The organism is Candidatus Avelusimicrobium caledoniensis (assembly GCF_902756455.1).
Lineage (GTDB): Bacteria > Elusimicrobiota > Elusimicrobia > Elusimicrobiales > Elusimicrobiaceae > Avelusimicrobium > Avelusimicrobium caledoniense.
Genome location: NZ_CACVRB010000012.1, coordinates 1 through 25,933, shown reverse-complemented (window position 1 = coordinate 25,933; position 25,933 = coordinate 1). Strand labels below are relative to the sequence as shown.

Annotated in this window: 28 protein-coding genes and 1 tRNA gene; 22 read left to right on the top strand and 7 right to left on the bottom strand. The window is 46.3% G+C overall.

Annotation, left to right across the window (positions count from 1 at the left end; genetic code table 11):
• Positions 1-181: 181 nt before the first annotated feature.
• The 6 genes from ACQY2W_RS03855 to ACQY2W_RS03830 all read left to right on the top strand — a co-directional run bounded on the left by ACQY2W_RS03855 (position 182) and on the right by ACQY2W_RS03830 (position 6,266).
• On the top strand, positions 182-490 hold the full coding sequence (locus ACQY2W_RS03855) for a hypothetical protein (protein ID WP_428049559.1): 309 nt from the start codon (positions 182-184) through the stop codon (positions 488-490).
• Positions 483-1,064, top strand: coding sequence for a hypothetical protein (locus ACQY2W_RS03850; RefSeq protein WP_428049557.1), 582 nt, complete (start codon positions 483-485; stop codon positions 1,062-1,064). Before ACQY2W_RS03855 ends, ACQY2W_RS03850 begins: the two co-directional genes overlap by 8 nt.
• A gap of 12 nt (positions 1,065-1,076) precedes the next feature.
• Positions 1,077-2,054, top strand: a complete 978-nt coding sequence (locus ACQY2W_RS03845) for a major capsid protein (protein ID WP_428049555.1) — start codon at positions 1,077-1,079, stop codon at positions 2,052-2,054.
• A gap of 9 nt (positions 2,055-2,063) precedes the next feature.
• Entirely contained in the window at positions 2,064-2,447 is a 384-nt protein-coding gene (locus ACQY2W_RS03840; protein WP_428049553.1) for a Bbp16 family capsid cement protein, read from the top strand.
• Positions 2,448-3,075: 628 nt separating this feature from the next.
• The gene (locus ACQY2W_RS03835; protein WP_428049551.1) at positions 3,076-3,657 is read left to right on the top strand and encodes a hypothetical protein; all 582 of its coding nucleotides are present in this window, start codon (positions 3,076-3,078) and stop codon (positions 3,655-3,657) included.
• Positions 3,657-6,266 (top strand): hypothetical protein, encoded by a 2,610-nt coding sequence (locus ACQY2W_RS03830; RefSeq protein ID WP_428049549.1) that lies wholly within the window; start codon positions 3,657-3,659, stop codon positions 6,264-6,266. Before ACQY2W_RS03835 ends, ACQY2W_RS03830 begins: the two co-directional genes overlap by 1 nt.
• Positions 6,267-6,316: 50 nt before the next feature.
• Here the strand turns inward: ACQY2W_RS03830 and ACQY2W_RS03825 are convergent, their stop codons facing one another.
• Positions 6,317-7,069, bottom strand: coding sequence for a hypothetical protein (locus ACQY2W_RS03825; protein ID WP_428049547.1), 753 nt, complete (start codon positions 7,067-7,069; stop codon positions 6,317-6,319).
• Positions 7,070-7,172: 103 nt separating this feature from the next.
• Here ACQY2W_RS03825 and ACQY2W_RS03820 point away from each other — a divergent pair, with 103 nt between their 5' ends.
• Genes ACQY2W_RS03820 through ACQY2W_RS03785 form a run of 8 tightly spaced genes read left to right on the top strand, consistent with a single transcriptional unit; the run spans position 7,173 to position 11,846 of the window.
• Positions 7,173-7,664 carry a hypothetical protein gene (locus ACQY2W_RS03820; protein WP_428049545.1) on the top strand — a complete coding sequence of 164 codons (492 nt, stop codon included), beginning with the start codon at positions 7,173-7,175 and terminating at the stop codon, positions 7,662-7,664.
• Positions 7,665-7,666: 2 nt separating this feature from the next.
• Positions 7,667-8,893 (top strand): hypothetical protein, encoded by a 1,227-nt coding sequence (locus ACQY2W_RS03815; RefSeq protein WP_428049543.1) that lies wholly within the window; start codon positions 7,667-7,669, stop codon positions 8,891-8,893.
• Positions 8,894-8,902: 9 nt separating this feature from the next.
• Entirely contained in the window at positions 8,903-10,534 is a 1,632-nt protein-coding gene (locus ACQY2W_RS03810; RefSeq protein ID WP_428049541.1) for a hypothetical protein, read from the top strand.
• Positions 10,535-10,544: 10 nt separating this feature from the next.
• On the top strand, positions 10,545-10,886 hold the full coding sequence (locus ACQY2W_RS03805) for a hypothetical protein (RefSeq protein ID WP_428049539.1): 342 nt from the start codon (positions 10,545-10,547) through the stop codon (positions 10,884-10,886).
• A 4-nt stretch (positions 10,887-10,890) separates the two neighbouring features.
• Complete coding sequence (locus ACQY2W_RS03800) at positions 10,891-11,103, top strand: hypothetical protein (protein WP_428049537.1); 213 nt, start codon at positions 10,891-10,893, stop codon at positions 11,101-11,103.
• Positions 11,067-11,456: a M15 family metallopeptidase gene (locus ACQY2W_RS03795; RefSeq protein ID WP_428049535.1), complete on the top strand. Its 390-nt coding sequence runs from the start codon at positions 11,067-11,069 to the stop codon at positions 11,454-11,456. Before ACQY2W_RS03800 ends, ACQY2W_RS03795 begins: the two co-directional genes overlap by 37 nt.
• Position 11,457: 1 nt before the next feature.
• A complete protein-coding gene (locus ACQY2W_RS03790) occupies positions 11,458-11,649 on the top strand; it encodes a hypothetical protein (RefSeq protein WP_428049533.1) in 192 nt (63 codons plus the stop codon).
• Positions 11,646-11,846, top strand: coding sequence for a hypothetical protein (locus ACQY2W_RS03785; RefSeq protein ID WP_428049531.1), 201 nt, complete (start codon positions 11,646-11,648; stop codon positions 11,844-11,846). The genes ACQY2W_RS03790 and ACQY2W_RS03785 overlap by 4 nt, the downstream gene beginning before the upstream one ends.
• 166 nt (positions 11,847-12,012) lie before the next feature.
• Here ACQY2W_RS03785 and ACQY2W_RS03780 read toward each other — a convergent pair whose 3' ends face one another.
• The gene (locus tag ACQY2W_RS03780; protein ID WP_428049529.1) at positions 12,013-12,543 is read right to left on the bottom strand and encodes a type IV pilin protein; all 531 of its coding nucleotides are present in this window, start codon (positions 12,541-12,543) and stop codon (positions 12,013-12,015) included.
• A 312-nt stretch (positions 12,544-12,855) separates the two neighbouring features.
• Here ACQY2W_RS03780 and ACQY2W_RS03775 point away from each other — a divergent pair, with 312 nt between their 5' ends.
• Positions 12,856-13,071 carry a helix-turn-helix domain-containing protein gene (locus ACQY2W_RS03775; protein ID WP_428049527.1) on the top strand — a complete coding sequence of 72 codons (216 nt, stop codon included), beginning with the start codon at positions 12,856-12,858 and terminating at the stop codon, positions 13,069-13,071.
• Complete coding sequence (locus ACQY2W_RS03770) at positions 13,068-13,784, top strand: TaqI family restriction endonuclease (RefSeq protein ID WP_428049525.1); 717 nt, start codon at positions 13,068-13,070, stop codon at positions 13,782-13,784. Before ACQY2W_RS03775 ends, ACQY2W_RS03770 begins: the two co-directional genes overlap by 4 nt.
• On the opposite strand, the gene ACQY2W_RS03765 is transcribed toward ACQY2W_RS03770, so the two are convergent.
• Positions 13,779-14,660, bottom strand: coding sequence for a DNA-methyltransferase (locus tag ACQY2W_RS03765; protein ID WP_428049523.1), 882 nt, complete (start codon positions 14,658-14,660; stop codon positions 13,779-13,781). The two genes, ACQY2W_RS03770 and ACQY2W_RS03765, sit on opposite strands and share 6 nt — an antisense overlap.
• Positions 14,661-14,838: 178 nt before the next feature.
• Here ACQY2W_RS03765 and ACQY2W_RS03760 point away from each other — a divergent pair, with 178 nt between their 5' ends.
• Positions 14,839-15,495 carry a ClpP family protease gene (locus ACQY2W_RS03760; RefSeq protein WP_428049521.1) on the top strand — a complete coding sequence of 219 codons (657 nt, stop codon included), beginning with the start codon at positions 14,839-14,841 and terminating at the stop codon, positions 15,493-15,495.
• Between the two features lie 240 nt (positions 15,496-15,735).
• On the opposite strand, the gene ACQY2W_RS03755 is transcribed toward ACQY2W_RS03760, so the two are convergent.
• Both ACQY2W_RS03755 and ACQY2W_RS03750 read right to left on the bottom strand, forming a co-directional pair.
• Positions 15,736-15,808, bottom strand: a tRNA-Thr gene (locus ACQY2W_RS03755).
• An 80-nt stretch (positions 15,809-15,888) separates the two neighbouring features.
• Complete coding sequence (locus ACQY2W_RS03750; RefSeq protein ID WP_428049519.1) at positions 15,889-18,126, bottom strand: O-antigen ligase family protein; 2,238 nt, start codon at positions 18,124-18,126, stop codon at positions 15,889-15,891.
• Positions 18,127-18,307: 181 nt separating this feature from the next.
• Between ACQY2W_RS03750 and ACQY2W_RS03745 the strand changes: the two genes are divergently transcribed.
• On the top strand, positions 18,308-18,958 hold the full coding sequence (locus ACQY2W_RS03745; protein WP_428049517.1) for a type IV pilin protein: 651 nt from the start codon (positions 18,308-18,310) through the stop codon (positions 18,956-18,958).
• Here the strand turns inward: ACQY2W_RS03745 and uvrA are convergent.
• Positions 18,947-21,859, bottom strand: a complete 2,913-nt coding sequence (gene uvrA / locus ACQY2W_RS03740; RefSeq protein ID WP_428049515.1) for an excinuclease ABC subunit UvrA — start codon at positions 21,857-21,859, stop codon at positions 18,947-18,949. The two genes, ACQY2W_RS03745 and uvrA, sit on opposite strands and share 12 nt — an antisense overlap.
• 107 nt (positions 21,860-21,966) lie before the next feature.
• Here uvrA and ACQY2W_RS03735 point away from each other — a divergent pair, with 107 nt between their 5' ends.
• The 4 genes from ACQY2W_RS03735 to ACQY2W_RS03720 are packed head-to-tail and all read left to right on the top strand — an operon-like array spanning position 21,967 to position 24,957.
• Positions 21,967-23,022 (top strand): lysylphosphatidylglycerol synthase transmembrane domain-containing protein, encoded by a 1,056-nt coding sequence (locus tag ACQY2W_RS03735; protein ID WP_428049513.1) that lies wholly within the window; start codon positions 21,967-21,969, stop codon positions 23,020-23,022.
• On the top strand, positions 23,006-23,521 hold the full coding sequence (locus tag ACQY2W_RS03730; RefSeq protein ID WP_428049511.1) for a gamma carbonic anhydrase family protein: 516 nt from the start codon (positions 23,006-23,008) through the stop codon (positions 23,519-23,521). Before ACQY2W_RS03735 ends, ACQY2W_RS03730 begins: the two co-directional genes overlap by 17 nt.
• A gap of 2 nt (positions 23,522-23,523) precedes the next feature.
• A complete protein-coding gene (locus ACQY2W_RS03725; RefSeq protein WP_428049509.1) occupies positions 23,524-23,886 on the top strand; it encodes a response regulator transcription factor in 363 nt (120 codons plus the stop codon).
• A gap of 9 nt (positions 23,887-23,895) precedes the next feature.
• Positions 23,896-24,957 (top strand): tetratricopeptide repeat protein, encoded by a 1,062-nt coding sequence (locus ACQY2W_RS03720; protein WP_428049507.1) that lies wholly within the window; start codon positions 23,896-23,898, stop codon positions 24,955-24,957.
• Positions 24,958-25,011: 54 nt separating this feature from the next.
• Here ACQY2W_RS03720 and ACQY2W_RS03715 read toward each other — a convergent pair whose 3' ends face one another.
• Entirely contained in the window at positions 25,012-25,608 is a 597-nt protein-coding gene (locus ACQY2W_RS03715) for a type IV pilin protein (protein ID WP_428049505.1), read from the bottom strand.
• Positions 25,609-25,933: the final 325 nt, after the last annotated feature.

The following is a 25,933-nucleotide window of genomic DNA, read 5'->3' as shown; positions in this document are numbered from 1 at the left end:
AAGGAAAAAGCCGCGTGCGGGCGCGTCTGTATAAGCGTAACGGCCCGACGCGGGGGAACGGCCCGGCCCGTTCTTTCCTACCTAACATACTCCATAAATTTGCGCAAACAGGCGTCTAAAATTAAAGCACGCTGTTTGGCAACATGTAACGGCCCGGCCGGGCGGACCGTTACCCGATCTTATGAACGAAAAACAACTGAAAAAAAGAAATACTTCCGACTTGCAATCCGTCTTAAAAACCGTACAAGGCCGCCGATTGGTGTGGCGGATTTTGCAAGCTTGCCGGGTACGCCAACACAGCTTTGTGCCCGGGGATAGCACGGCCACCGCGTTTCATTGCGGCCAGCAAAGTATAGGACTCTTTTTGCTTGCCGAAATAGAGGACGCCGCTCCCAACGCATATACACAAATGCGGGGGGAATATATATCCGAACTTACTTCGGAACAAAACGAAATTAACCGTCTAACACAGGAGTTAACCCATGTCTGAAATTACGCCTAATAAAACGGAAAACACCGATTTAACCGTTTCTGTTCCGGCAGAAAATGCCGCATCTAGCCAAGAAAGCCATGCCAACTTGGATAGCCCTACCGAACAGGAAACCAACACCCAAGACTCGTTAGAAAATGGGTCCGAGCCCGAAAAATTGCCGTTTACCGCGGACGATTTTAAGGCCTTTAAGACATTAGCGCAGGAGTGTAACTTGTCGCCTGAACAAGTGGATAAATGGTTAGCGTTTCAAAACGATTGTGTAGTGCACCAAACGCAACACGCGCAAGCGCAAAAACGCGAGCAAATCGCCGCTTGGGCCCACCAAACCCGTGCCGCTTACGGGGCCGGGTTGGAAAAAGAAATCACGTTTGCACTTCGGGCGGCTGATACGTTTGGCGGCCCGGAACTACGCGAACTGTTAGAAGAAACGGGGCTGGGGAATCATCCCGTTGTGATCCGTACACTCAGCGGGATCGGTCGTACTATTAGCGAAGACGCCTCACTGGGCGGGCAACCGTCCGCTCCGCAGGATAAAACCTTCGCCGAAGCACTGTACGGAAGAAAAAATTAAAGGAGAAATATAATGGCAATTATTGCTGATAAACAATACAGTTTAGTTGATTACGCCAAACAATTTGACCCCTCGGGCCAAGAGTTGGCTATCGCCGAAGTGCTCAGCCAATCTAACGATATTATCGGCGACGCACTCGTCTGCGAAAGTTCGTTAGACAGCGGTCACGAATATGCCGTACGCACTGGTATCCCGGAAGGTACATGGCGTCGTGCTTATCAAGGCATTGAACCGGCCAAAGCAACCACCAAAGTCGTGGTAGAATCGTACGGTACGTTGTCTGCTTATTCCGTGGTAGATAAACTCGTCGCCGAAAAAGGCGGCCACGTTGACGCCGTACGCACCGGGCAATCCCGCGCGATTATCGCCGGTATGTCTAATACCATGGCGTCTAACCTTATCTACGGAAACGTAGGCACCAACCCGGAACGCTTTACCGGACTTGCCGCGCGCTACTGCGAACTTTCCGGCGCAGAAAGTTCCCGCAACGTCATTGACGGTGGCAGCTCTACCGCTAATAAAAACTCGTCTATCTACCTCGTTGTATGGGATACAGATAAAGTATTTACCTTCTTCCCCAAAGGCTCCAAAGCCGGTATCCAACGCGTAGATCACGGGCTCGTTAACCACGTGGACGCCAACGGCAATGAATATCCCGCTTACAAAGAATATTTTGAGTGGAAATTAGGACTTGCCGTGCAAGATTGGCGTTTCGCGGGCCGTATCTGCAACATTGATACGACGAGTGTGCCTTCCGACCTCATTGACAAAATGTGCGATTTGGAAGAACGCATCCAAAGTTTGTCTATGGGCAAACCGGTCTGGTATATGAACCGCACCGTCAAAGCGGCCTTGCGCAAACTCGCCAGCAGCCGCACCAACGTCCAATATACGCCGGACCAATTAACCGCGCGTCCGCTGATGACGTTTAACGAAATCCCGGTACATATCTGCGATGCCATCACCGATACGGAAGCCATCGTGGCCTAGGAGGAAACTATGTTATTAGATCAAAATGGCGTATTATCCGAAAAACAAGCCGTTACCACGACGGCCGCTTCTACCAACATCGTGGACTTGAAAGCCGCGGGAAACTTTGTACCCGGTGCTTTGTTTGCCGTCTGCCGTGTGGATGTGGACTTCGCGGGGCTAACCGGTATGAAAGTGGCCTTGGAAACCGCCGAAAATGAAAACTTTTCAGATGCGGTAGAATTGGCATCCGCTTCTTTCTTGGCGGCCGCGCTTACAGCCAATAAATCGCTGTTGGCCGCTGCCGTGCCCGCAGGTGTTAAACGCTACTTGCGTGCTAAATATACGGTAACCGGTACCGCTACTGCCGGAAAGGTCTCTTGCTTCTTGACCGATGCCGTTGATATGCACTAAGCGTTGTGCCTGACCCCCGGGGAGCGGGCGGTTTTCCGGCTACCCGCTCCCCAAACTGCCAACGCATAAAAGAACAAAAATCTTTATGACCCCCAAAATTCAGGCCCGTTTTATCAAACGAGGTTAAAATAAGACGTAAAAATCCGCTTTTTGGGTTATCCGTATAGGGGAAAATGGTAAAAAACTGTATTTTGGGCCGTTTTTGCTCAAAATCGGGGTAAAAAAGTGTCTTTTTCTGGTTTTAAAGGGGGAAAATGTATGAAAAAGACCCCAACCCGGAAAAAAACATTGTAAAAAAATAGTCATTTTATCAGCACACGCTGAGTTTTCAGATAAATAATTAAAACTAGTTATTTTTTTAGAGTGGTTACAGCAAAATAACTTACAATTGTTTGATAAAAAATAAAGGCACCTAATTTTGACTCAAAAATAACTATAAAAATAAAAATACTTAAAATTTAAGTATTTTTAAAATTATATATAAATTTTAATATATCTAATTTTATTAAAATTTATATTTACAAAAAATATATTTAAAAAAATAAATACTTAAATTTTCAATAAAATTAAATTTATTATAAAAAAATTTATATTAAAAAATAAGTAAAATTAAAAATGGAGTATAAAAATGATAACAAAAATAAGTATTTGTAATCTTGCCTTAGCGCAATTGGGGCAGTCGCCAATTACCTCATTAGAACAGGAAAATGAAAAGGCCCGCCGGCTCAAATTATTTTATGCTCCGGTGCGTGATGAAGTCCTACGCACCCATAACTGGGCCTTTGCCGGAGTTCAAGAACCGTTGAGTTTATTGGAGGACCAAAGCGATACGCAAGGCCGGTTTGTTTATAAATATCCGGTAGATGCGCTCTTTTTCCGCCGCGTTTTTGACCAAAACTGCCCCCGGTTAGATTTTCAAGAATTTTACCGGGCCGATCTGCACAGCCGGGTCATTGTAACCCCGTCCCGGCAGGCCTATGGGGAATATACCCGCCGAATTACCGATGAAAACCTGTTTGACCCGGCTTTTGTAAAGAGTTTTTCGCTCGCACTGGCTTGCGATTTGGCCGTTGCCTTGACGGCCGATACCCAACTGGCGGCCCAGTTATTACAAAAATACACGCTTAGTTTGGAAGAAGCCCGCCGCAGTAACGCTTCGGAAAGCTTTGTCACGCCTGCCCCGTCGGACGCTTTTACGGAGGTGCGCTAATGTTTACCCGTCATATTCAACCGTCTTTTTCCGGGGGAGAAGTCAGCCCGTCTTTGGCGGCCCGGGTAGACAGCACGGCGTATGCTACGTGGTTACAAGAAGCATGCAACGTTGTCATTCATCCGCAAGGGGGTGTTTCCAACCGCCCGGGTACGGCCTACATGGGTACGGCTAAATATACGGATAAATCCTGTCGGATTATTCCGTTTGTTGTAGGGGAAGAAGAATCGTATGTGCTGGAGTTTGGCCACCAATATATCCGCGTATATACCTCCGCCGGGCAGGTGCTTGACGATAATGGCGATCCGTATGAGATTACCTCGCCGTATGCGGCGGACGATTTGGCATCTTTGTCTTTTGCCCAGTACGACCAGAAACTATTTCTTGCCCACCCTAATTATCCGCTTTATGGGTTATCGCGCGTAGCGCAAGGGCGGTTTACACTGGCCCAACAGCCGGTACAATTCGGGCCGTTTCAACTGGCTAATACCCAGGAAAACCATAAATTGCGCATTACCACTTCCCAAGAAAGCCAAGAAGTAACCGGTGTGGCGGCTACACTTTCTTTTGCGCCCGTGGTGGATAATCGTTATTTTGTATACGGCTATTTTCAGAACGAGCTTTTTTACGTAGCCGAAGATTACGGGCTAAACATTACCGCTTTGGTCAACGCGTTTAATACCCGCTACAACGCCAGCGGGCTCACGGCCACCAATTTAGGCGGTGTGATTAAAATTGCTTCTCCGGTGGCGACAGGGGGAAATTGGAACGGGGCCGTACTACGTTTAACGTACCGCGACAGTTTTGCCCACGAGCCGGCTATTGTCATTGAACAAGCCCTTAGCGGCGGGGTAAATTCCGGCGGTACGGTCGTTATAGGCGATACCACGTATCTGTTGGAAAGCGATTTTGATTTATTTACGCCGCTACACGTCGGCGCACGCTTTAGCGTGACGCACGCATTAGAAAGCCAGTACCAAACCGGCACGCTTGGCTACGAAGACCTCTCAAGCGTGATAAAATCTTCTTGCGATTGGCGCGTACAAACATCCGGCACGTGGACGGGGACGATCGTATTGGAAAAATCGGAAGATTTGGGCGCAACGTGGCAGGCCGTTAAGTATTTTATCCGCACTAGCGCCGATGATAACACGGTGGCTTTCGGCACCTTGGAAGACACGGGAACTATTTATCAGTTGCGCTTGCGGGCGTGCCAGATTACCGGGCAAGCCGGTTATGAATTGTCCGCCGAAGCGTTTAAACAAGAAGGCGTAGCGGTAGTGGAAGAATATATTTCGCCGCAACAAGTCAAAGTAAATTTAGAGCGTCCGTGCGGTGCATTAGATTGGACCAGCGATTGGGCCGAGGGTTCTTTTAGCCCGAAAAACGGCTATGCATCGTGCGTGTTTTTCTATCAAGACCGGCTGGGCCTTGCCGGGACGTACGCAGAACCGCAAACCTTGTGGTTTTCTAAGACGGGAGCGTACAGCGATTTTGGCCACGCCCGTGGTGCCTTGTTAGATTCCGATTCTATCAGCATTAACTTGTCCGGTAAAAAATTGAACGCTATTCATCAAGTGGCAGCCGCCGGACGGCTACTTGTTTTTACGGCCGGAAGCGAGTGGACGTTATCGGCCCCGGGTGCGCTAACGCCGTACAATATCCAAATTGAACAACAAAGTGAACGCGGATCAAGCCGCACGTCGGTAGTCATGGTGGGAAACCGGGCACTTTACGTGCAAGCACGCGGTGCGTCTTTGCGCGATTTTTATTATAACTATACTTCGGCTTCTTACACGGGGGAAGATTTAACGCTCTGTGCCAAGCATTTATTTCAAAACAAAGAAATTAAAGAAGTAGCTTACCAGCAAGAGCCGGATAATTTAATTTGGTGCGTGCTTTCCGATGGGGGGATAGCGTCGCTAACGTACGTAGCGGAACATAACGTGTGTGCGTGGTCGCATCATAATACGCAAGGACAGTATCGCAGCGTATGCACAATTCCGAACCGGGGATATGATGAAGTATGGTTTGTCGTGCAACGGGCCAACGGTTATTGTATTGAAAAATTACTCCCGCGTTTGGCTAGCAAAGAGCCGCAAGACCAAGTATTTTTAGATGCAAGCGTGTCAAAAAAATCAGATACGGCTTTTACGCAAGTAACCGGGCTTTCCCATTTGGAGGGCAAAACCGTAGGTGTACTTGCCGAAGGGAGTCCGCTTACCGGGTTGGAAGTTAGTAACGGAGCGATTACATTGCCGCGGGCGATGAAATGTGTGCATGTGGGATTAACATACCAATCAAAAATACAGACGCTCCCGCTGGTGTCTTATTTGGAAAACGGACAAGGCCCCGATACTAAAAAGCGGGTAGTTTCCGTGACGTTGCAACTGGTGGACAGCCGCGGTGGGACGGTTAGTCTGAAGGACGAAACCGGCGAAGAAATCATCCAACGTATGACCGAGCCGTACAATACGCCGCTATCTTTAAAAACCGCCAGTTATATGTTGCCTCTGTCCGGTACGCATACGCTTACGCCGTCGGTGATATTTACGCAAGAGGATCCGCTACCGGTAACTTTGTTGGCTCTGCTGTGTCGCATGGCGTAAAAAACGGGCTTGCCTTGTGGGCAAGCCCGTCAAAAAACAGATACCGTTACTCAGTTGGCACTTGTGGGCGCAATCGTCAGCGGACGTAAACTAGACACGAGGGCTTCTGCGTCACTTTGAGTGATTTTCTGGTCACTTATTTCCAACGAAATCACGTAAATAATTGCACCGTCTTGATACAGGGCTTGCATCCACACGGGCAGAGGCCCTTTATTGGTGTAAGCAATGCCCGAAAGGTAATAGGCCGGGTGTCCGTCCAAGTTAAGCGCAGATGCTTTTTGAATATCCAACCGACGGTCTTGCGCTACCTTAGCCAATTCTTGTTCTAAGACGGCAAAAGGTTGGTTTTCATCTATATTTTGTGTTTGCCGGATTAGTACCGATAACACCGCCGGCCCTGTAATTTCTTTACCGGCTTCGTCTTTTTTAAATAGGTTCGTATTGATGCCGAGTTTAAATGCAACACCCTCAAAAGACATCCAATCGGAATAGTCCATACCGTCGGGCACTTGCAACGTAAACGCATATTGCGGGTCGGTATATGTGCGAACGCCGTAAATGGGTTGCGGGTTATCAGCGATGCGTTGGTGCATGGGCAGAAACGGCGTTATGATTAAACTCACACCCCACCAAACTAACATGGCTAGCATAACACCGGACAAAACGGTGCTGATCCCTGCCAAAATAAGCGGCCATTTGTTGGCGTGTTTTTTAAACAGTAACCAAATCACTTTAAAAAACAGAAAGAACAAACCGTATACGACGGCTAAAACAAACAACAAGAAAATCAACAGATTTATCATATACGCTCCTTAGATGTAATTTCTTTTATTATACGTTTTTACGCGCGGAAAGAAAAATTTGTAAGGAGCCGGCTTTTAATTATGTCTTAATTTAGGAGGAAATATGGGAGATGTCTTAGACGGAGTAGAAAAGGGACTGACTACTTTTCTGCAAGAGTTATATAAAAATCGTACAGCGTCAGCCACGTACCGCCGCCGTGCCGCAGAGGCGCAAAATCAGGCGGACTTAATAGCCGCGGCGGCCCAACAGAAAAATACGTATTTGTTGCAATCGGCGGCCGAACAGGCGCGTAATGTATATCAGAATTACCGCCAAACGCAAGCCAGCCGCCAAAATAATTTTGCGGCTTCCGGGTTACGCGGCGACTCCGCAACGGTGCAATATATTCTTAAAAACAGCCGTTTTCAGGCGTTGTTAGATGAAAAATCAGTATCGGATAATTTGCAAGTATCCGTAGCTCAAAACAATGCGCAAGCGGCTGAAAAAATTCGCGCCCTCAAAGAGTTGGCCTTAGCGAATCGCTTAGCGTCGTTTAAGGGCTCGTCCGGGTTTGGTATCGGCGCGGCGTTATCCCGTTTTATAGGAGGTTTTTAAATATGCCAATTGTGCCAGTTTCTCATCAAGAAACACCCGAAATAAAACCGGTTACTCCAGCCCCCGCTGTAAACATAACTCCGACGGAAAATACAACCGATGTGCGCTTTGAATTGGCAGATGCGTTGCGCACTCAACTTGGGAAACAGCAAACAGTCACTACGGAGTTTTTGGATAAATTTGCCGTTTCTCACTTCAGCGAAAAAAATGTACACTCGCCCGCCGCGTGGGATTATGCGGCACTGCGCCAAACCGCTAAGCAAGAAGAAACCTCGGCCTTACAGCAACACCGTGCACAAGCACTGGACCAGGAGCGCGCGTGGACGCGCCAAGTGGGCGAGCTGACGCCCGATAACCAGTCGTTACAGGCGTATTTGGAATTACAATTACCTGCTTTTCAAGCCCGTATGCAAGAAAACGGTATGTCGGCGCAGGAGTCCGAGCAAGCGGTCAAACAATTGCGCGCAGAAACGGTAGAAAAACATATTGCACGTTCATTGTCTAACGCAGATTGGCAAACAGCCGATCAAGTATTGGAAGCGCAATCTGTCCATTTGCCCGAGATGGTAAAGCAGCGTTGTGCCGGGCAAATCCGTCATGCTTTTGCACGTGCACAAGCCCGGAAATTATGGCAACACGCAAACGAACCTTCGTTAAGTGGGCAGCAAGTGCAAGAAAAAGCACTTGCCCAATTAAATGAGCCGGACGATGATTTGCGCGAACAGATCCATGCGGAAATCACGCAATTAGCCGCCGGTAAGTATCGTCAACAAGCGGCGCAACAAGCGGATTTATTTAGCCAATTAGCGCAATTAAATACCCGCGAACAAGCGGCTTTGTTAGATGCGCAAACGGTGTTAGATGCAACCGGGGCGGCCCGGGCACGCCGCGTGATTTATTCGTCAGACAACCCGGCCACACCCGCCCAACAAAACTGGTTTGTTAAAAATTATTTTAACGGGGAACTTGACGTTGATAAAGCATTGGATAAAGGCCAATGTGCGGCGTGTGATTATTTCCGTTTGCAGGCGGTAGTGCAAAGTCGGGCAGGCGGAAAGCAAAGCCGGGCCGATGAGTGGTTATGCCGCGGTATGCGTGCGTTTATGCGTAAGCAAGGGTTTGACGAACAAGAAATTACCCAAGCGGTTTATACCGTGTTAAGCGGCGCGGCCGATGAGCAAGACCGTTTGCAACTTTGGAAGGAAATAAAAACATTATTAACATGCTAGGAGAATAACATGACAGTTTCAATGCAACTTACAAAACGTATTTATGCGGGTAACGGACTCACCCGTGTGTGGGAAGTAGATTTTCCGCTAACCGATGCGCAAGATTTACAGGTTTATTTAACTTCCCCGGCCGGGTACGAAACCAAAATCAACGCAGATTATGAACTTAATGCGGCCATGGATACACTTACGTATCCGACGGTTGCCAGCGGAAAAGATCCGCTCGCTACCGGGTGGAAAATTACATTGGTGCGCCAGACGCCTTCTACCCAAGAGATAGATTTACTCCGTCAAGGCGAGTTGGACGCAGAAGTGTTAGAACAAGGGTATGATAAGCTTACACTTATTACCCAAGAATTAGCGGAAAAAGTAGACCGCTGTATCAAATACCCCGTTTCTACCCAACCTGAAAGTTTAGAAACCGATACTTTTTTGGCCAACATTTTGGCCGCTAAACAAGATGCGGTAACGGCTTCCAGTCAAGCGGCTAGTGCGGCCCAAACGGCTCAGCAAAGTGCCGCCTCCGCCACGCAGACGGCCCAGACGGCTTCATCGGATATTGCGCAAGCCAAACAAACGGCTCTTAACGATTTGACCGCTCAGGCACAAACCATACAAGCGGAACTATCCCAATCTGTTTCCGCTGCCCAAACGGCTGCCCAGTCCGCGCAGTATTACGCCGAACATACGTTGGGTAAGCAAGTGGGTGAAATTTATTATTCCCAAAGTTCACTGGCCACCGACAACCGGGGCGCACTTCCGTTGTTTACCGGGGAAACTATTTCCTCCGTTGACACGTTGTACCCCGAATTTTATGCGTGGGTAAGCACGCACAGTGAACTGCAAATTTCTGCCGCCGATTACGAAACGGCTTTATCCACCTACGGCGAATGCCCGAAATACGTACTGGATACGGAACATAAAACGATCCGTCTTCCTAAGTTAGTCCACTATATCAAAATGGCCAATGTTACGGACGGTATTTCGCAACACGGAGCGGGTCTGCCTAATATCACGGGGGGGATGAGCCCAACGGGGTTGGCCGGTGTTTCTAATGCGTATGGAGCTTTTTATAATGAAGCGAGTAATACAACTGATTATCAGTCCAACACCCGCGAAGGGTATGGGGTGCGTTGGGGATTTAATGCCTCCCGTTCGTCTTCCATCTATGGGGCATCCGATACGGTAACTCCGGCTCATACTACACTCTACCCGTGGGTGTGCGCCTACAACGCCGCTGTCCCCGCCAGTACCGCGCAAGCTGCCCAGTTTCAGACGGCATTATCCGGTAAGGCGGATGTGAATTTAGATAATTTGTCCGATGCGGGTAAGGCCGTAGCGGCAAAGATGGCGATGCCAAGTAACCAGTATATTGATTTGACTTTGGGAATTTCCGGTTCTACTTATACTGCTCCGGCGGACGGTTTTGTTGCTTTAGCAAAAATGACAACGGCTGCTTTGCAAAATATTACTATTGACTGTAATAACATGAGGGCATTTGTTTGGGGAAGTCATGCTGATATCAATATATTTACTTTGCTTCCTGTGAAAAAAGGCGATATGTATACAGTTGTTTATTCGGCACTTGGAACAACTGCGTATTTTAAATTTATTTACGCCGAAGGCGCAAAACCTAATTAAGGAGAAAACTATGACCTATTACATTGAACAAGACGGACAAATTAAATTACACGATACGGACAAAACCCGTATTGAAAACACGCTCAAGTTTATGCCGCAATATACCGGGCTTGAGTTAAAACAAACCGACCGTCCTATTGAAAATGGCGAGTGGGCTGACACGCCAGAATATATTGCTAAAAAGCACCGCCAAGAGTTAGAAAATCAAGTGGCGGGACTGGAAGCAAGCACGGGGCTCATCCGGCCGATGCGCGAAATGGTACTGGCCGAAACGTCCGTTTCCAGCGATTATGTAAAAACCAAAGCGCAAGAAATAGAAACATTGGCAGAACAGTTGCGCGCCGGGGAGTAAAACGATGAACGAGTTTATTTTTTCCGCCGCGTGGAAAGTGATTGCGCTTGTATTTGCCGCGGGAGTTGTGTGGGGGGAACTCAAAGCCATTCGCAAAGATATCGCGCGGCTAGAGCAAAAGCAAGATAAATATAACCACTTGCAAGAACGGGTATATACGTTAGAGGGAGAGATGCGTTTATGCCAAAATTTAGCGCGTCCAGCCAAGCGCGATTAGCCACGTGCCACCCGGACTTACAAGCCGTTTGTAACGAACTTATCAAACAGTACGATTTTACCGTACTGGAAGGACACCGCAGCCAAGCCGCCCAAACCGCGGCTTTGCAACGCGGGGCAAGCCGGGTAAAATGGCCGCACTCGGCGCATAACAAAACGCCGTCTTTGGCGGTGGATATTTCCCCGTATCCGGTAGATTGGGATAACATCAGCCGTTTTAACGAAATGATTATTCGTTTTGACACGGTAGCCAATATGCTCCGGGCGGAGGGGAAAATATCCAGTAACTTTACGTACGGCGGATATTGGCGGACCTTACAAGATTGGCCGCATATTGAAATTAAGGAGAATTAACATGACGTTTATCACACAACATTATGACGAACTATTACAAATTCTGGGGGCGGTGGTGGCGTTAGCTACGCTCATAGTAAAACTGACCCCGACGAGCAGTGACGATAACGCGCTAGCCAAAATTATTAAAATTTTGTCTGCGTTGTCTTTGTGTAATGCGGACGGCTCGTTTGTCGGCGGGAAAACAAAATGATGTGGCTGTTGTACGGACTGATTATCTGTTTATCCGTGGCAGTTTTCTGGGCGCGGCAAGACGGTAAAAAAGCCGCCCGCTTGCAAGCACTTAAACAAGAAGCCAAGGAGGTGGCCCGTGTTCAAAACATTATGCAACGTGTGGAGCGTTTGCCTGCTGATGCTGTGCGCGAACGCCTGCGCCGCGCCGGACGTTAAAAGTAGGGCAGCCGTATGCCACATCCGGTTTGATTTGAGCGACGAAAAACTGGCGGATATCCATGAAAATAATGCGCGGGCTATACTTGCATTTGAAACCGTTTGCGGACGCATTAAATAAAAAAAGCGGAACAAAAGTTCCGCTTTTTTTACAAGTCATACTTGATTAAAACCCGTTCGGTTTACCGCTGGTTACTGCGTTGCAGAATTTAGCGGCTTCGGAAGTATCGGTTTCGGTGATAGCTGTTCCGTCGTGCCGGGTGCAGGTGCGTTTGACAGAAAATGTACCGTTGGTGGCTTCGGTAATTTCCGTTTTTAACAGGTATTGCTGCGTCGTATCGTTTAAGCGGCGGGTAGCCGTAACGGTAAATTTGTTATTCGCTCCCGCAACAGGCCCAAAGGTCATGTAGAAGTTAGCTCCCCCGTAAAGCGCGGTGCCGGAGATCGGCGGAATTTCTACGTCTAATTTGGCAAAAGAAGCACCGTCGGCGGCCGTTGCGGCAGGTGGCCAATCGTCTTTTTGCAAGCGGTATCGTTCAACCGCACCGGTAACGGCACTCATAAGCGTTAATGCCTCAGCTGCGCGGGATTTTTCAACAGCGGTAGTATATTGCGGCAGAGCAACAGCCGTTAAAATACCGATAATCAGTACAACAACGAGTAATTCAATTAACGTAAAACCTTGTTGGTTTCTCATAAAACTCTCCCTTTTTTAAAATCCTACTACTTTTTATAGTATAGCAAAAAATAAGAGGTAGATATTTCTTTCTTTAAAGAAAGAAAGTAATGGAATGTCAGTTGATCTAACAAAAACCCCCGTTTACGCGGGGGGTTAAATTTTAGCCAAGACGGGGCAAGTTTTCTTAGACTGTATGCTGACTATTATGCTGACACAAATTAGCCCTATACCATTTTCTACCATTAAAATATATCTGTATAATTTTGCCTTAACTGAAATACACAATATAGTGTGTTTTCTACTTGTTCCATTTTTCGTATTATAAAAACAATGGATAACATCATACACACAATCGCTATAAATTTGCGAAAAGAACGTACTAAGCAAGGGTTAACTCAAGCAAAATTAGCTGAAAAAGCCGAATTGCACAATAATTATATCGGACTGATTGAGCGTGCCCAATGCAACATAAGTGTTATAATCTTGGAAAAATTAGCTAATGCGTTATCCATAAGAATTACTGATTTACTGGAGAACCAAAAATGAAATTTACCTATGATACTTTTACAAATTTTTTAAAAGAAATTGATCTCGATAAATACCGAGCAAAATACTCCAAAACGAAAATTGTAGAAATGGATTTGCCTAAAAATATTCAAGCATTGCAAACAATTTATGAACAGTATTGGCAAAACAAAGACAATCTAAAAACGCCGCTCTCTTTTGAAGATTACTACAAAGTATATTGGCAAACGCACGAAACCGATATTAAATCTTTTTGGCAGAAATCGGGCTTTGGCCTGGAGTGCGATTGTTTTTCTCGTGGGTTAGAAGCAAGAATTTATCGGACATGGGCTTCCCTCATTACGCAGATTCACGGTGGCTATGTGGCGGAATCTGTTTTTGGGAAAGATACAATCAAAATGGGGACAGAATTAGATCACCGCAATGTGGATATTCTTGTTACCAAACTAGATGGAACGGAAATAAAAATACAAATTAAAAAAGTCACCCATAGACCTGAATTTGCACGTAGGCAAGAAAACCAACATCAAGAAAGCGATGTGAAAGATGTTTTTTATATAGTTCCTTCCCCTTTAGATTACGAACTAAATTTTACATATAAAGTCGGGGTGAATAAAGGAAAGATTAAGAATTCCTTAAAGGAATTCAAAAAATTTAACCTAAATGGTACTTTAGATAGATTAGACAACGGATTTGTTGTTTTCACACCTGAGGCATTCAAAGAATTGTTATAAGAGGCAACTCGACATATAATTATCAACTACCGCTTGTGACAATTTAACATAATCAGGATTCAGTTCAAATGCAGTAAATTGCCCCCCGTGTGTCAGCGTACATAAACACTCGGAACCACTTCCCCCAAACGGAATCAACACGGAAAAATCCGATTTTGGTTTTGACGAAAGGATTAATTTTTCAGTTAAGGAAAGAGGTTTTTGGGTGGGATGGATAATCACATCATGTCCTTCATGAAATTTGCGCTGATGGGGATCTATTAATTTCCCACAAGTTTTACAAAAAATATTACGTTCGCGTAAAGCCGCACCACCAGCCAAGGTGGAAATAGAAAATACATCACGCGGCAAAGCCCCTTGCGCATGCGCTTTATACACCGTAGGTTGGGAGGATTCCCGAGAGAAACGGCCTTTTGTATTTGGTCGGATTCGTCCAGCACTGCCCTTGAGAAATCCTTCGGTATACGGTTCACGGACATTGTCTCTATTAAAAATAGGGGTCTGTTTCCAATGACAAATAATTGATTCATGACTGCGTTGCCAAAAATTAAGTGATGGAACATTTTTGTTCGTGTAGTACCATATTAGCCAACGCTGTTGGCCAATAGGAAACATAACTGAAAGATGCGCTAATATTTCATCAAAGCCGTACACAAACATCGTCCCTGTATCCTTCAAAAGGCGCCGACATTCTCGTATCCATTTTTTAGACCAAGATATATATTCTTCCAAAGAGTAATTATCAAAATTGTTGCCAAAATCTTTGCCAATATTATAAGGCGGATCAGCAATAACGATATCAAACGAACTGCTAGGCAATTTTTTCATTTCCTCTATACAATCACCTAATATAATTTTATTTTTAAAATCTTGCATAAAAACTCCGCTATTGCATCCTCTCTTGACTAGTATTATAGAAAATTATAAGAATTTATTCATTTTTAGACATCCAGAACGTGACAATTTATTATGACGATTAAGAGGCGTCCTTAACTCCGAATTGTAGAGGATAATATGTAGTTGAAATGATTGCTAAAATTGCTATACTATACATATGACGAAGCATATATGGATTAGGTTCATGGCCCCTGTTCTACCCCAAACAACACATGCGCTCTTTACTTGTATAGATAATGCAGTGAAAGACCGCTGCAGCCATATACATCTGTTGTTATCGTCCGGCGGCGGTTCAGTGTTTCATGGAATTGCTGTGTATAATTATCTTAAAGGTATAAATGCGGAAGTTATTACCTACAATTTTGGTTCTGTGGATAGTATTGCCACGGTAGTTTTTTGCGCTGGAAAGGAGCGCCTTTGCGTTCCGCATTCTAGTTTTTTGATACATCCTATCACAACGCAATTTTCTAATCAAGAGGTTCTACGTGAAAAAGATGTAGAAGAACGAGTAAAAAGCATTCAAATTGATACAGAAAAAATTGCAAAAATAATAGCAGATACAACTGGAAAAACTTTGAAGAAGGTGGAGAAAGATATGGCCAATAGTACTGTGCTCAATCCTCAAGAAGGTATGAACTATGGAAAGAATGGATTGGTGACAGGAGTTAGTTCCAATTTATATGATGGCGGAGAATTATACGCCATCTATGAAAATGGGCAAATTTTCCATTATGTTCCAAATCCGGCTGTAACGGCTAATGGAACTCCTGCCAAACCGACGTTGTATAATATGCCTATTGAAAATAATAAATAAGATTAACTTATCTGCTGGAAGAATTTTAGTGAAAAGAGTGTTTGTTGATCAAATTTTTGCGCTGTGCAAAGATAAGATCCAAAGATTTTAAAATTGCTTTTATGCTGACACTATGCTGACACCGCTACTGCTTCCCCGCCCCGTTGTTGCACACTATTTCAAGCCAATTTTAAGATGGTAATAGTGCGAAATAACGGCGTTTCTCTTCATAAAAAAGGCCCCGACGAGGGGCCTAAAAAAAGCCAAGACGGGGGATCGAACCCCGGACCTATCGCTTACGAAGCGATTGCTCTACCAGCTGAGCTATCTTGGCAACAAATTCTTATTACCTCTATATTCTACAAAAAAAGTAAAACTTTTGCACGCCGCTTTCTTGCGCGTGCGGCTACTATTCTATTTTTCACGTCGGGCAAGTTGTTGCGCGCGGCGCGCGTTTACTTGCTGTTGCAGTTGGTCTGCCACGGGATAATTTTGATGTTGTTTCAAAAATTCTTCTTCCGTTACGCCCTCAGGCCCTTGGCGAAATTTATTCAGCCACTGTTGTGCCTCGTCCACGTTGTTTTCCAGTAACCCGATTTGCACCAAATACATGTATGTTTCGGGGTTGGTCGGGTCGCTTTGCAGTGCACGCGCGAACGATTTTTTGGCCTTGTCCATATTATCCAACGCGTCTTGTTTGAAGAAATCATATTCCGTTTTGCTGTGCGATTTGGATGCTTGGTCCGAACGCGTTAACGCCATTTTATAATAAAGTTGACCTTTATTATGGTGTAACAGCGGATGATTGGGCGAACGGCGTTCCACGACGGCGTAATCGGCTAATGCGCGGGAAAAATCGTCGGACGGAGTTTGCGTGTCGCCGCGAATGGGGGAAAATCGGTTGGTTAAATCTAATATTGCCATAAATAAGTTGGCGCGGAATTGGCGGTACTCGGCTTGCAACGGGTTAAATTGCACCGCTTTTGTAAAATAGCCCAAAGCTCCTTCTACATTTCCCATGTTATTAAACGAGATACCCAAACTGTAATAATGATTCGCCTGAAACGGACAATATGCCGCAAATTCAAGCGGCACTACTAAACACAACGGGACGATGGCAAGCGCATTTTTTTGCTGCCATGCCGCGCGCAGCAGTATCACGCTTGCGGCAAGTAATGCGCCTACAAACACCACCCACGCCACGGCAAGTAAGCCCACATCTCCCGGCGTAGCAGTACCCAAGGCAGATGTGATTTCATGGAATAATTTAATGAGCGTGATGACAAGCCACACGAGCCCAAAAGCAAGCAACAGCCGTTCTGTCCACAATACCCACGCGGGCGAAGAAACAGGGGGTATAGCAGCCGTTTTTTCCGTCGGGCGGCAGAGCGAAATAATCAGCCCCATAAATAGCGCAAAGAAAAATCCGCTGGATGCAAACCGGATAGAAATATCCACCAAACTATGCGTTAGCATTCCGCCCAGTGCGGCTGTGTACCCGAGCAAATAATATTTTTGTTCCGGGGAAAATTCGCTGTTACGTAGCGAGCCAAACGCCAGACCAAACACGTGATACATCAGCCACAAAAAGATAAATAGCCCGACGATACCGGACACCGCGCCTTGTTCTAACAGTTCGTTTTCGGCGTGTTGTGTTTCCACGTTGTGCGAATTTTCAATATAGAAAATTTGCGGGCGGCGGTATGCGGAATAAACGGTTTTGAAATTGCCCGTCCCCACACCCATAATGGGGTGGTCTTTAATCATTTCCAAGGTAGCTAACCACGTGTGCGTGCGGAAACTAACCGATTGAAAACGCTTGACCGTATACACGCCCGCCAATATGCTCACGCCCAACGCGGCTACAAGAACAAGCGTATTTATTTTGAGGCGGTATTTTTTTAGGGCGGGGGCGCAGTAGTTGGTATAAAGTAACACGCCCAGCGTAGCCGCCCCTGTGTAGGCAAGCCACGCGCCTTTACTCTCGGTAAAAAAGAGGGCTGCAAGCCCCAACGCCGCTAGGAACAAATATTTTTTTTGGCGTTTTGCTAAATATACACTACCTAAAATACAAGACGAGAAAATAACAAAATCGGCAAAGAAGTTGGGGTTAGCGTGTGTGGAAAAAATGCGTTTTGTAAAAAAGCCGCGCCACGGCATCGGGTCAAGCCCGGGGAAAAACACATCCAGCATTTGTACCGCCGCGTATATAAAAGAAATCCATACCGCCGCCAACAACCAGTTGGTAATTAGTTTAAGATCGTTAAAATCAAACTCCGTGGCGGCCAGTAACGTAATGACACCGTAGAGCAAAAAGCGGATAAATTCTTCGGCGGCTTCGGCGTGGAGGGGGGCGAAAATATAGCAAAGGATGTTCCACCCGATATAAATAAGTACAGGCAGTAGAACGGGTAAATTTTGTTTTGTTAAAAAACTTTTGCGCCGCGTGATTTGCAACGAAGCCCACAACGCCGCCAAAAGGAGCCCGCCCATGTGTAACAGCGTGAGTTTTACTTGTGCGGTATCGTATGTGGCGGTAAAAAACGAAATACTGATAAGTAGCCCCAGCGCACCCGTTACGTGCACGAGAGCTTTATGCAAAAAATGTTCTGCGGCGGGTAATACGTGTTCGGCGTGTTTTTGTTTTGCCATATATATATGGTAACAAATTGCGCGGGAGTTGTTGCGCTACAAAGCGACAATGCAAAACAGTGTGGCTCTAATTAAATGAAAGTTGACTCTCAAAATGCCTGGGCCCGGCAAGGGTCTTGACATCGTTTTTTTTTTTTGATTTAATTGTATTAAACAAGAATCAAAAGGAGGAGTTTTTGTTATGGAAAGAAATAAAAATGTAGGTCAGGCTATGCCTGACAATGCCTCGCAAGAGGCATGTATCCTTATGTTACTGACTACAAAATCGGTCAAACCCTGTCAGGCAGAGCCTGACCTACGTAGAAAGCAACGCGGCGGTTTCACGCTTATTGAACTGCTGGTTGTTGTGCTCATCATCGGCATACTCGCGGCGGTGGCGTTGCCACAATATCAAAAGGCGGTATGGAAAAGCCGCAACGCGCAACTTAAAACATTGGTTAGCTCGGTAGGGAAAGCCCAACAAGCATATCGCATGAGCAACGGAAATTTTACGAATCGTTTTGATGAACTCAGTATAGATTTACCGCTTACTGTGAGTGACGGCAGCAAATGCGGAATGGTTGCTCACGATGATTTGGGGCGCAAGGGGGATAATTTTGAGGTTCAATTACGCGTAAATCCGCCGATCATGGCCTGGTGGACGGACGGCCCGTACAAATGCGCGGGCTTTGCTTACACGGAAGACGGAGCAATGTGGTGTGTGGAACGAGCTGTTTATTTCACCGGTACGTCGGGCTCTTTTTGTAAAAAAATAGAAAAGGCCAAATTGGATACCGCAACGACGGTTAAATATAACAGTGTCGCAAGTTATTTTTACACGTTACCTAACTAATTTTTTCTTTTCTTCCACGCCGTGTAAGGCCTCGCCGGGGTGCTTTTTTAAATAATCTTGCACGGCGGCAAGTTCCGGCTTTAGGTATTTCCCGGTATATGATTTAGCGCACTTGGCTACGTCGGCCGGTGTGCCCTCGCATACAATTTGGCCGCCCTTGTCGCCGCCCTCCGGCCCGAGGTCAATCAGCCAATCGGCCGTTTTAATAACGTCCAAATTGTGCTCAATAATGAGGACGGTGTTTCCGCGGTCAGCCAAATCGTGCAAGACGTGCAAGAGTTTATCAATGTCGGCAAAGTGAAGTCCGGTCGTCGGCTCGTCTAAAATATAAAGCGTGTTGCCGGTCCCTTTGCGGGAAAGTTCGTCTGCCAGTTTGACGCGTTGCGCCTCGCCACCTGATAACGTAGTAGCCGCTTGACCGAGTTTGATATATCCCAGGCCTACGTCGTTAAGTGTTTGTAAACAGCGTTTGATTTTGGGAATAGCGTCAAAAAATTCCAACGCTTGCGAGACACTTAAATTTAAGACGTCAGCAATACTTTTCCCTTTGAATTTTACTTGCAAGGTGTCCTCGTTAAAACGCTGTCCGTTGCACTCCTCGCATTTCACATAAATATCGGGCAAAAATTGCATTTGAATTTTTAAAATACCGTCGCCCTGGCACTTTTCGCACCGTCCGCCTTTGACGTTAAACGAAAATCGCCCCGGCTTATATCCGCGCCGTTTGGCCTCGGGCATCTGCGCAAATAAATCGCGGATGTGCGAAAATACGCCCGTGTACGTAGCCGGGTTACTGCGCGGCGTTTTGCCGATCGGGCTTTGGTCCACGATGATGACTTTGTCTATGTTATCAAGCCCTTTGATACTATCGTGTGCGCCGGGCGCGTCTTTAGCTCCGTAAAATTTGCGCGCAAGGGCTTTGTATAAAATCTGGTGCACCAGCGTACTCTTGCCCGAGCCGGACACGCCCGTTACACACACGAATTTGCCGAGCGGAATTTTGACGTCAATGTCTTTTAAGTTAAATTGTTTGGCGCCGCAAATGGTTAAAAATTTTCCGTTGCCTTTGCGTAATTTTTCGCGCGGTAAAATAATGTTACGCCCGTTTAAATAAGAGGCCGTGAGCGAGGTTTTGTTTTTCAAAAAATTTTTGGTGGGCTCGGCCGCTACAATTTGTCCGCCGTTTTCGCCGGCCGCGGGCCCAAGTTCCACGATATAATCAGCAGACAAAATCGTGTCTTTATCGTGTTCCACAATAATAAGCGTGTTGTCCAAATCGCGCAGATCTTTTAAGGTGGATATAAGGCGGTCGTTGTCGCGCGGGTGAAGCCCGATCGTCGGTTCGTCTAACACATATAGCACGCCCGTGAGCCCCGAGCCGATTTGCGTAGCCAAATGGATGCGTTGTGCTTCGCCGCCGGAGAGCGTTTGGCTTTTGCGGTTGAGTGTCAAATAGGAAAGGCCCACACTGTTTAAAAAGTCCAACCGCGCGCGAATTTCTTTTAAGACGTCTTTAGCAATAATTTTTTCTTTGTCAGACAAGTGAATTTTGTCAAAGAACGCTTTAGCCGCAGATACCTGCAACGAGGTAATTTCGTCAATGTTTTTACCGTCTACTTTTACGGCAAGTGCCTCGGGTTTTAAGCGTTTTCCTTTACAAACGGGACATTCAATTTCACGCATAAAACGCTGGGTAACTTCTTCTTTAACAAAATCGCTTTCGCTCTCTTGCACGCGGCGTTTTAGGTTGGTAATCACACCTTCAAAATCTTGTTTTCCGCCGGAAATAATGGACGTATAGGTGGCGTTCCCCGTGCCGTACAAAAGCAAGTCGCGCTGGGCCTTGGGGAGTTTTTTCCACGGCGTTGTCATGGAAATATGTTGTTGGCGGCAAACTTGTTTTAACATATCGTAATAATACCCGCTCCACGAGTTTTTCCACCGGTGCGTGCGGGTGGTAACCGGGTTTTCCCACGCGTCAATAGCCCCTTCATTTAACGCCAAATCGGGGTTGGGTACGACGAGCGTTTCGTCTACTTCAATTTTTACGCCCAAGCCGTTGCACTCCGGGCACGCACCGTAGGGGGAGTTAAACGAAAAAAGCCGCGGCTCTAACTCGCTAAACCCGATACCGCAATGCGCACAGGCGTTGCTTTCGCTGTACGTAAAATCAACGGGTTTCGCGCCGGACGTTTCCAAAATATGTACGAGCCCTTGCGCGTATTTTGACGCAGTTTCCAAACTTTCCACCAATCGTTCGCGGTCAAATTCATCTACGTAAAATTCATCTACTACCAGTTCAATCGTATGCTTTTTGTAACGCTCTAACGTCGGTACATGGTCTAAGGTGACGACTTCGCCGTTGACGCGCGCTTTGACATATCCTTCTTTCTTAAACTTAGCAAACAGTTCTTCGTAGGTGCCTGTTCGTCCGCGCACGACGGGGGATAAAATATAGAGCGTTTTGTCTGCAAATTTTTTCAAAATATCCTGTGCGATACCTTGCACACTCCATGTTTCCACCGCCCGGCCGCAGTGCGGGCAATAGCGCTTGCCTACGCGCGCAAAAAGTAAACGTAAATAATCGTAAATTTCCGTAACGGTAGAAACGGTAGAACGCGGGTTTTTAGACGGGTTTCGTTGTTCAATGGAAATAGCAGGGGAAAGCCCTTCAATGTGCTCTACATCGGGCTTTTCCATGAGCTCCAAAAATTGCCGGGCATAGGCCGACATGCTTTCCACGTAGCGGCGTTGGCCTTCGGCGTAAATGGTGTCAAACGCCAGCGAACTCTTGCCCGATCCGGACAGCCCGGTTACGACCGTCATTTTGTCTTTGGGTATTTCTACCGTAATGTTTTTTAAATTGTGGCCTTTTGCGCCGATCACTTTAATTGATTTCATATCCAACCCCATGAGAAAAAAATAACCGCAATTTGACTGCGGGGGAAAGTGCTTTTTACCTTAAATAAATTATATAATTTATTAAACGTTTTTTTGGAGTTTATTACGTGAAAAAATCAGTTAAATATTCTTTATATGCGTTGGGTATTTTGTTATCCGTCGGTGTGCTGGCTGCGATGATCTATCAGGCCAAAGACAGCTTTGTTAAAATCTGGCAGACGGTGCAAACCCGGTATTTGTTTTTGTCGGTAGCGTCTTCGGTGCTGATTTACGTGGCGATGGGCATGAGTTTATACGAGGTGCTGCGTATCATGGGCCGGCGTATCGGCAAGGGGGCGGCTATTGGTATTGCGCTTGTTTCCACGACGGTCAACTATGCGGTTTCTTCGCTGGGGGCGAGCGGATTTGCGTTGCGCGCGCATCTATTAAACCGCCGGCGCGTGCCGTTTGGCACGTGCGTTACAGCCAGTATTGTTATTACGGTACTTTTATATTTTGTACTGGCTGTGATTATTTTGCAGGGCTCTGTTTTAATGCTTTTTCACTCGTCGGCGACTCCGGTGCAACTGCTCAAAAATTTTATTTTGATTGTGGTGATGTGTGCCGTATGCGGCGCGGTAACCGCGTTTTTATTTAATAACGAGTGGCGGTATAAATCGGTGCGCAAATTATTTCGCTTACTTAATAAAATACTGTTCCATGTGTTTGGGGCGTTAATTCCCAAAGGCCGCTACGATGATTTTATGGATCAGTTGGACGAGGGTATCGCGCTAATCCACAAGAAAAAGAAAAAAATGACGTGGACAATTATTTATGTTTGTGCCGATTGGTTATTTACGATTTTAGTGTTGTTTTTTGCGTTTCGCGCGGTGGGTGTTCACATCGCAGCGGGCGTACTCGTAGCCGGGTTTGCTATTGGGATGGTAACCACGCTTATTCCCATTTTGCCCGGCGGTCTGGGAGCTATGGAGCTTGCCATGACGGCTGTGTATGCCCAAATGGGTATTGACTGGGACGCCGCTTTAATGGCTACGCTCATCTACCGCGTGGTCTATTACATTTTGCCCGGTATGGTCAGTATTTTTATCTATTGGGGATTGCAATTATCTTCCCCGCCTAAATCACCCAAACGCAAAGGAGTGGCCCATGAAAGAGCGCATTAAAGACAAAACCCCGCACGTGCCTGCCAGTAGCTTTGTGCATAAGACGGCGGTAATTCTCGGCGATGTAAAACTGGGGGAAAACGTATCTGTTTGGCCGTGTGCGGTATTGCGCGGCGATATTGCGGGCATTGAAATTGGCGATAATTCCAATATCCAAGACAATGCGTGTGTACACGTCAATTACGGCATGCCGGCTGTGATCGGCAAAGGCGTGAGCGTGGGGCACGGGGCCATTGTGCACGGCAGTAAAATCGGTGATAATTGTTTAATCGGGATGAACGCGGTAGTCATGGAAAGCGAAATCGGCCCCAACTGCATTATCGGTGCGGGCGCGGTCGTACCCGCCGGGAAAAATATTCCCGCCGGCTCGCTTGTGATGGGCGTTCCGGCTAAAATTATACGCCGTTTGGAAGAAGATGAAGTCAATGCTATTATGAAAAACGCCCACGATTATACGCAAGCTGTTGAAATTTACCGACAAGAGTGCAAAGAAATTTAAGTATGAAAAAAATTGTAATGATTGAAGATTCCAAAGTATTGGGGACGGCACTTTCGGGTGCGCTGAAAGTAGAGGGTATAGAGGTTTTTTGGGCGCAAAACGGGGTGGAAGGGGTGTCGCTAGCCAAGGCGGAAAAGCCCGATCTGATTTTGCTTGATTTGATGTTACCCAAATTAAGCGGATTTGAAGTATGTAAATTATTAAAGACGGATAACGACACGTGGCGTATCCCGGTAATTATTATGTCCACCCTGTCGGACCCGGAATCGCAAGAGCGCGCCAAAGAAGCGGGGGCAGACTATTTTATTCCCAAACCCTACGACTTGGATGACACGTTAAACGAAATCAAAAAACATTTAAAATAGGAGAGTGCTATGGCAAAATTGGACATGGAAGAAATTTATGAGTTGCTAGAAAAAAATGAGCCCGCCCGCGCGCTTACAATTTTAAAAAAACAACGCACTAAAGACGCGCAAGCGTGGTTTTTGCAAGGCGAGGCCGAGCGGCAACTAGGCAATTTTGAAACGGCCTTGCTGACGTACGCCAAAGGACTCAAAATCGCCGATGTATTAGAAGAACGCATGGATATTTTACTGGCGATGTCGGCCTGTTACCGCACGCTCGGGCACGCCGCCGCGGCGTATGAACTGGCGGATGAAACTTTCCAAATGGCCGGCGAACTGGAATATGACGATTACATCGTGCGTGCCATGCAAGAAATGGGTATGGCACTTCGCGCATGGGGAAAATTAGACGATGCACTGGAACTTTTGGACACGGTGCTTGCCGCTTACACGCAAAATAAAGATTACGCCGGGATGAGTTTTATTCACTGGGCCAAAGGGGGGATTTTCCGTCTTCAGGGTCACTTTGAAGAAGGTATTTTGCAGTTTAAAAAATCTATCGCGCTGGCCAAAAAAATTCACGACAAAATTAACGAGGCGTATGGGTATTGTGGGTTGGCGGGCATCAGCCGCATTTGCGGAAAAATTGACGAGTGTGTTAAAAATTACAAACTCGCCGAGAAGATTTTTAAACACACGCAAGACGTGTTTGGCAACGCGTATACGCATTGCGGCATGGCAAACGGACTTCGCCAACAAGGTAAATACGCCGAGGCCCTGCGCCATTACAACGTGGCCGATAAACTCTACTCCTCTATCCATGATACGGTGGACTTGGGGTTTGTAAAATGGGGCCGGGCCGATGTGTTGCGCCGCAAAAATAAAATGATAGACGCATTGGAAGATTTGCAAGAAGCGCAAGTGCTTTTTGATAATTCCGATGAAAAACGCGGACAGATTTTGACGAAATTGTCGCTCGCGCAAGTCTTGTATGCGCTCGGCCAAACGGAAAAAGCCGAAGAATTATATTCAGCCGGTGTGGCGCAAGCGAAAAAAGAGGGCTTGCACACGTATTTGGAAAGTTATACGTAATAGATATACAACTCAATGAAAACACCCCGGGCCGAAAGCCCGGGGTGTTTTGTGTTATAAGGGGTACGCGCGTACGTTACCTTGATTGCTTTCCAAGGCACCGGCTTGCATAACTTTTTGGCAGAACCCGCCGGCCGCACCTGTATAATATGTATACCATTCTCGGCATTCCCATTCGCCTGTTTGAAAGTTTACCATCAGTCCACACCCTTTATATTTTCCGGTTCTGAAATAGGAAATTACTCCGTTTGGAAATAAAACTATTTCAAATAAATCGTTATACCGTGTCATATCTTCCGATGAGATCCCATACTCTCCGGATAAAGGCGGGCGGCTGGCTGCGGTTAGATTATTTAAGTCTATGGTCAATTCTTCAAAAGTAGTCGGATAAGTTCCATTAGCCAAAAAATATGCTTGTTGCGCAGTAGCAATACTGCTTAAGAGCGTGCGTAAATTGGCGGCGCGGCTTTTCCAAACGGCCTTTTCATACTGCGGTACGGCCACCGCCGCCAAAATGCCGATGATTAACACAACAACTAATAGTTCAATAAGCGTAAATGCGCTCGCCCCGTTCGTCATCCCGGAGATTTGTAATCCGGGATATAACGGGGCGGCCTTGCGGTATGACATTTTCTGATTTTCTTTTTGCATAAATTCCTCCTTAATATTCTATTGTCATCCTGAACTCGTTTCAGGATCTCACCTTGTTGCCGTTTTAGAAAGCGGTGAGATTCCGTATCAAGTACGGAATGACAAATTAGTATTTATTTTTTCGCGTCCCTTTATTATCGTTTTTTTTTTTGATTTGTCAAGGCCCTTGCCGGGCAGGCATGAGGCCTTGAACCTCTGTAAGCTGATGATGTTATCTTTTGCGAGGGGGACTTCGTGTTATTCTGTAATATTTTTGTTGTTTATCCGCCCCTTTAGCACCGTTTACAAAAAGCGCCAAATCGGAGAAGAAAATTTACATGTTTGA

Excerpts from the sequence above, each read along its gene's own strand:
- ACQY2W_RS03720 (WP_428049507.1), top strand. The coding sequence starts at position 23,896 with ATGGCAAAATTGGACATGGAAGAAATTTATGAGTTGCTAGAAAAAAAT.
- ACQY2W_RS03750 (WP_428049519.1), bottom strand. The coding sequence starts at position 18,126 with ATGGCAAAACAAAAACACGCCGAACACGTATTACCCGCCGCAGAACAT.
- ACQY2W_RS03785 (WP_428049531.1), top strand. The coding sequence starts at position 11,646 with ATGATGTGGCTGTTGTACGGACTGATTATCTGTTTATCCGTGGCAGTT.
- ACQY2W_RS03845 (WP_428049555.1), top strand. The coding sequence starts at position 1,077 with ATGGCAATTATTGCTGATAAACAATACAGTTTAGTTGATTACGCCAAA.
- ACQY2W_RS03775 (WP_428049527.1), top strand. The coding sequence starts at position 12,856 with ATGGATAACATCATACACACAATCGCTATAAATTTGCGAAAAGAACGT.
- ACQY2W_RS03810 (WP_428049541.1), top strand. The coding sequence starts at position 8,903 with ATGACAGTTTCAATGCAACTTACAAAACGTATTTATGCGGGTAACGGA.
- ACQY2W_RS03835 (WP_428049551.1), top strand. The coding sequence starts at position 3,076 with ATGATAACAAAAATAAGTATTTGTAATCTTGCCTTAGCGCAATTGGGG.
- ACQY2W_RS03765 (WP_428049523.1), bottom strand. The coding sequence starts at position 14,660 with ATGCAAGATTTTAAAAATAAAATTATATTAGGTGATTGTATAGAGGAA.
- ACQY2W_RS03780 (WP_428049529.1), bottom strand. The coding sequence starts at position 12,543 with ATGAGAAACCAACAAGGTTTTACGTTAATTGAATTACTCGTTGTTGTA.
- ACQY2W_RS03825 (WP_428049547.1), bottom strand. The coding sequence starts at position 7,069 with ATGATAAATCTGTTGATTTTCTTGTTGTTTGTTTTAGCCGTCGTATAC.
- ACQY2W_RS03800 (WP_428049537.1), top strand. The coding sequence starts at position 10,891 with ATGAACGAGTTTATTTTTTCCGCCGCGTGGAAAGTGATTGCGCTTGTA.
- ACQY2W_RS03730 (WP_428049511.1), top strand. The coding sequence starts at position 23,006 with ATGAAAGAGCGCATTAAAGACAAAACCCCGCACGTGCCTGCCAGTAGC.
- ACQY2W_RS03745 (WP_428049517.1), top strand. The coding sequence starts at position 18,308 with ATGGAAAGAAATAAAAATGTAGGTCAGGCTATGCCTGACAATGCCTCG.
- ACQY2W_RS03770 (WP_428049525.1), top strand. The coding sequence starts at position 13,068 with ATGAAATTTACCTATGATACTTTTACAAATTTTTTAAAAGAAATTGAT.
- ACQY2W_RS03820 (WP_428049545.1), top strand. The coding sequence starts at position 7,173 with ATGGGAGATGTCTTAGACGGAGTAGAAAAGGGACTGACTACTTTTCTG.
- ACQY2W_RS03760 (WP_428049521.1), top strand. The coding sequence starts at position 14,839 with ATGACGAAGCATATATGGATTAGGTTCATGGCCCCTGTTCTACCCCAA.
- ACQY2W_RS03795 (WP_428049535.1), top strand. The coding sequence starts at position 11,067 with ATGCCAAAATTTAGCGCGTCCAGCCAAGCGCGATTAGCCACGTGCCAC.
- ACQY2W_RS03725 (WP_428049509.1), top strand. The coding sequence starts at position 23,524 with ATGAAAAAAATTGTAATGATTGAAGATTCCAAAGTATTGGGGACGGCA.
- ACQY2W_RS03805 (WP_428049539.1), top strand. The coding sequence starts at position 10,545 with ATGACCTATTACATTGAACAAGACGGACAAATTAAATTACACGATACG.
- uvrA (WP_428049515.1), bottom strand. The coding sequence starts at position 21,859 with ATGAAATCAATTAAAGTGATCGGCGCAAAAGGCCACAATTTAAAAAAC.
- ACQY2W_RS03830 (WP_428049549.1), top strand. The coding sequence starts at position 3,657 with ATGTTTACCCGTCATATTCAACCGTCTTTTTCCGGGGGAGAAGTCAGC.
- ACQY2W_RS03840 (WP_428049553.1), top strand. The coding sequence starts at position 2,064 with ATGTTATTAGATCAAAATGGCGTATTATCCGAAAAACAAGCCGTTACC.
- ACQY2W_RS03790 (WP_428049533.1), top strand. The coding sequence starts at position 11,458 with ATGACGTTTATCACACAACATTATGACGAACTATTACAAATTCTGGGG.
- ACQY2W_RS03850 (WP_428049557.1), top strand. The coding sequence starts at position 483 with ATGTCTGAAATTACGCCTAATAAAACGGAAAACACCGATTTAACCGTT.
- ACQY2W_RS03855 (WP_428049559.1), top strand. The coding sequence starts at position 182 with ATGAACGAAAAACAACTGAAAAAAAGAAATACTTCCGACTTGCAATCC.
- ACQY2W_RS03715 (WP_428049505.1), bottom strand. The coding sequence starts at position 25,608 with ATGCAAAAAGAAAATCAGAAAATGTCATACCGCAAGGCCGCCCCGTTA.
- ACQY2W_RS03815 (WP_428049543.1), top strand. The coding sequence starts at position 7,667 with ATGCCAATTGTGCCAGTTTCTCATCAAGAAACACCCGAAATAAAACCG.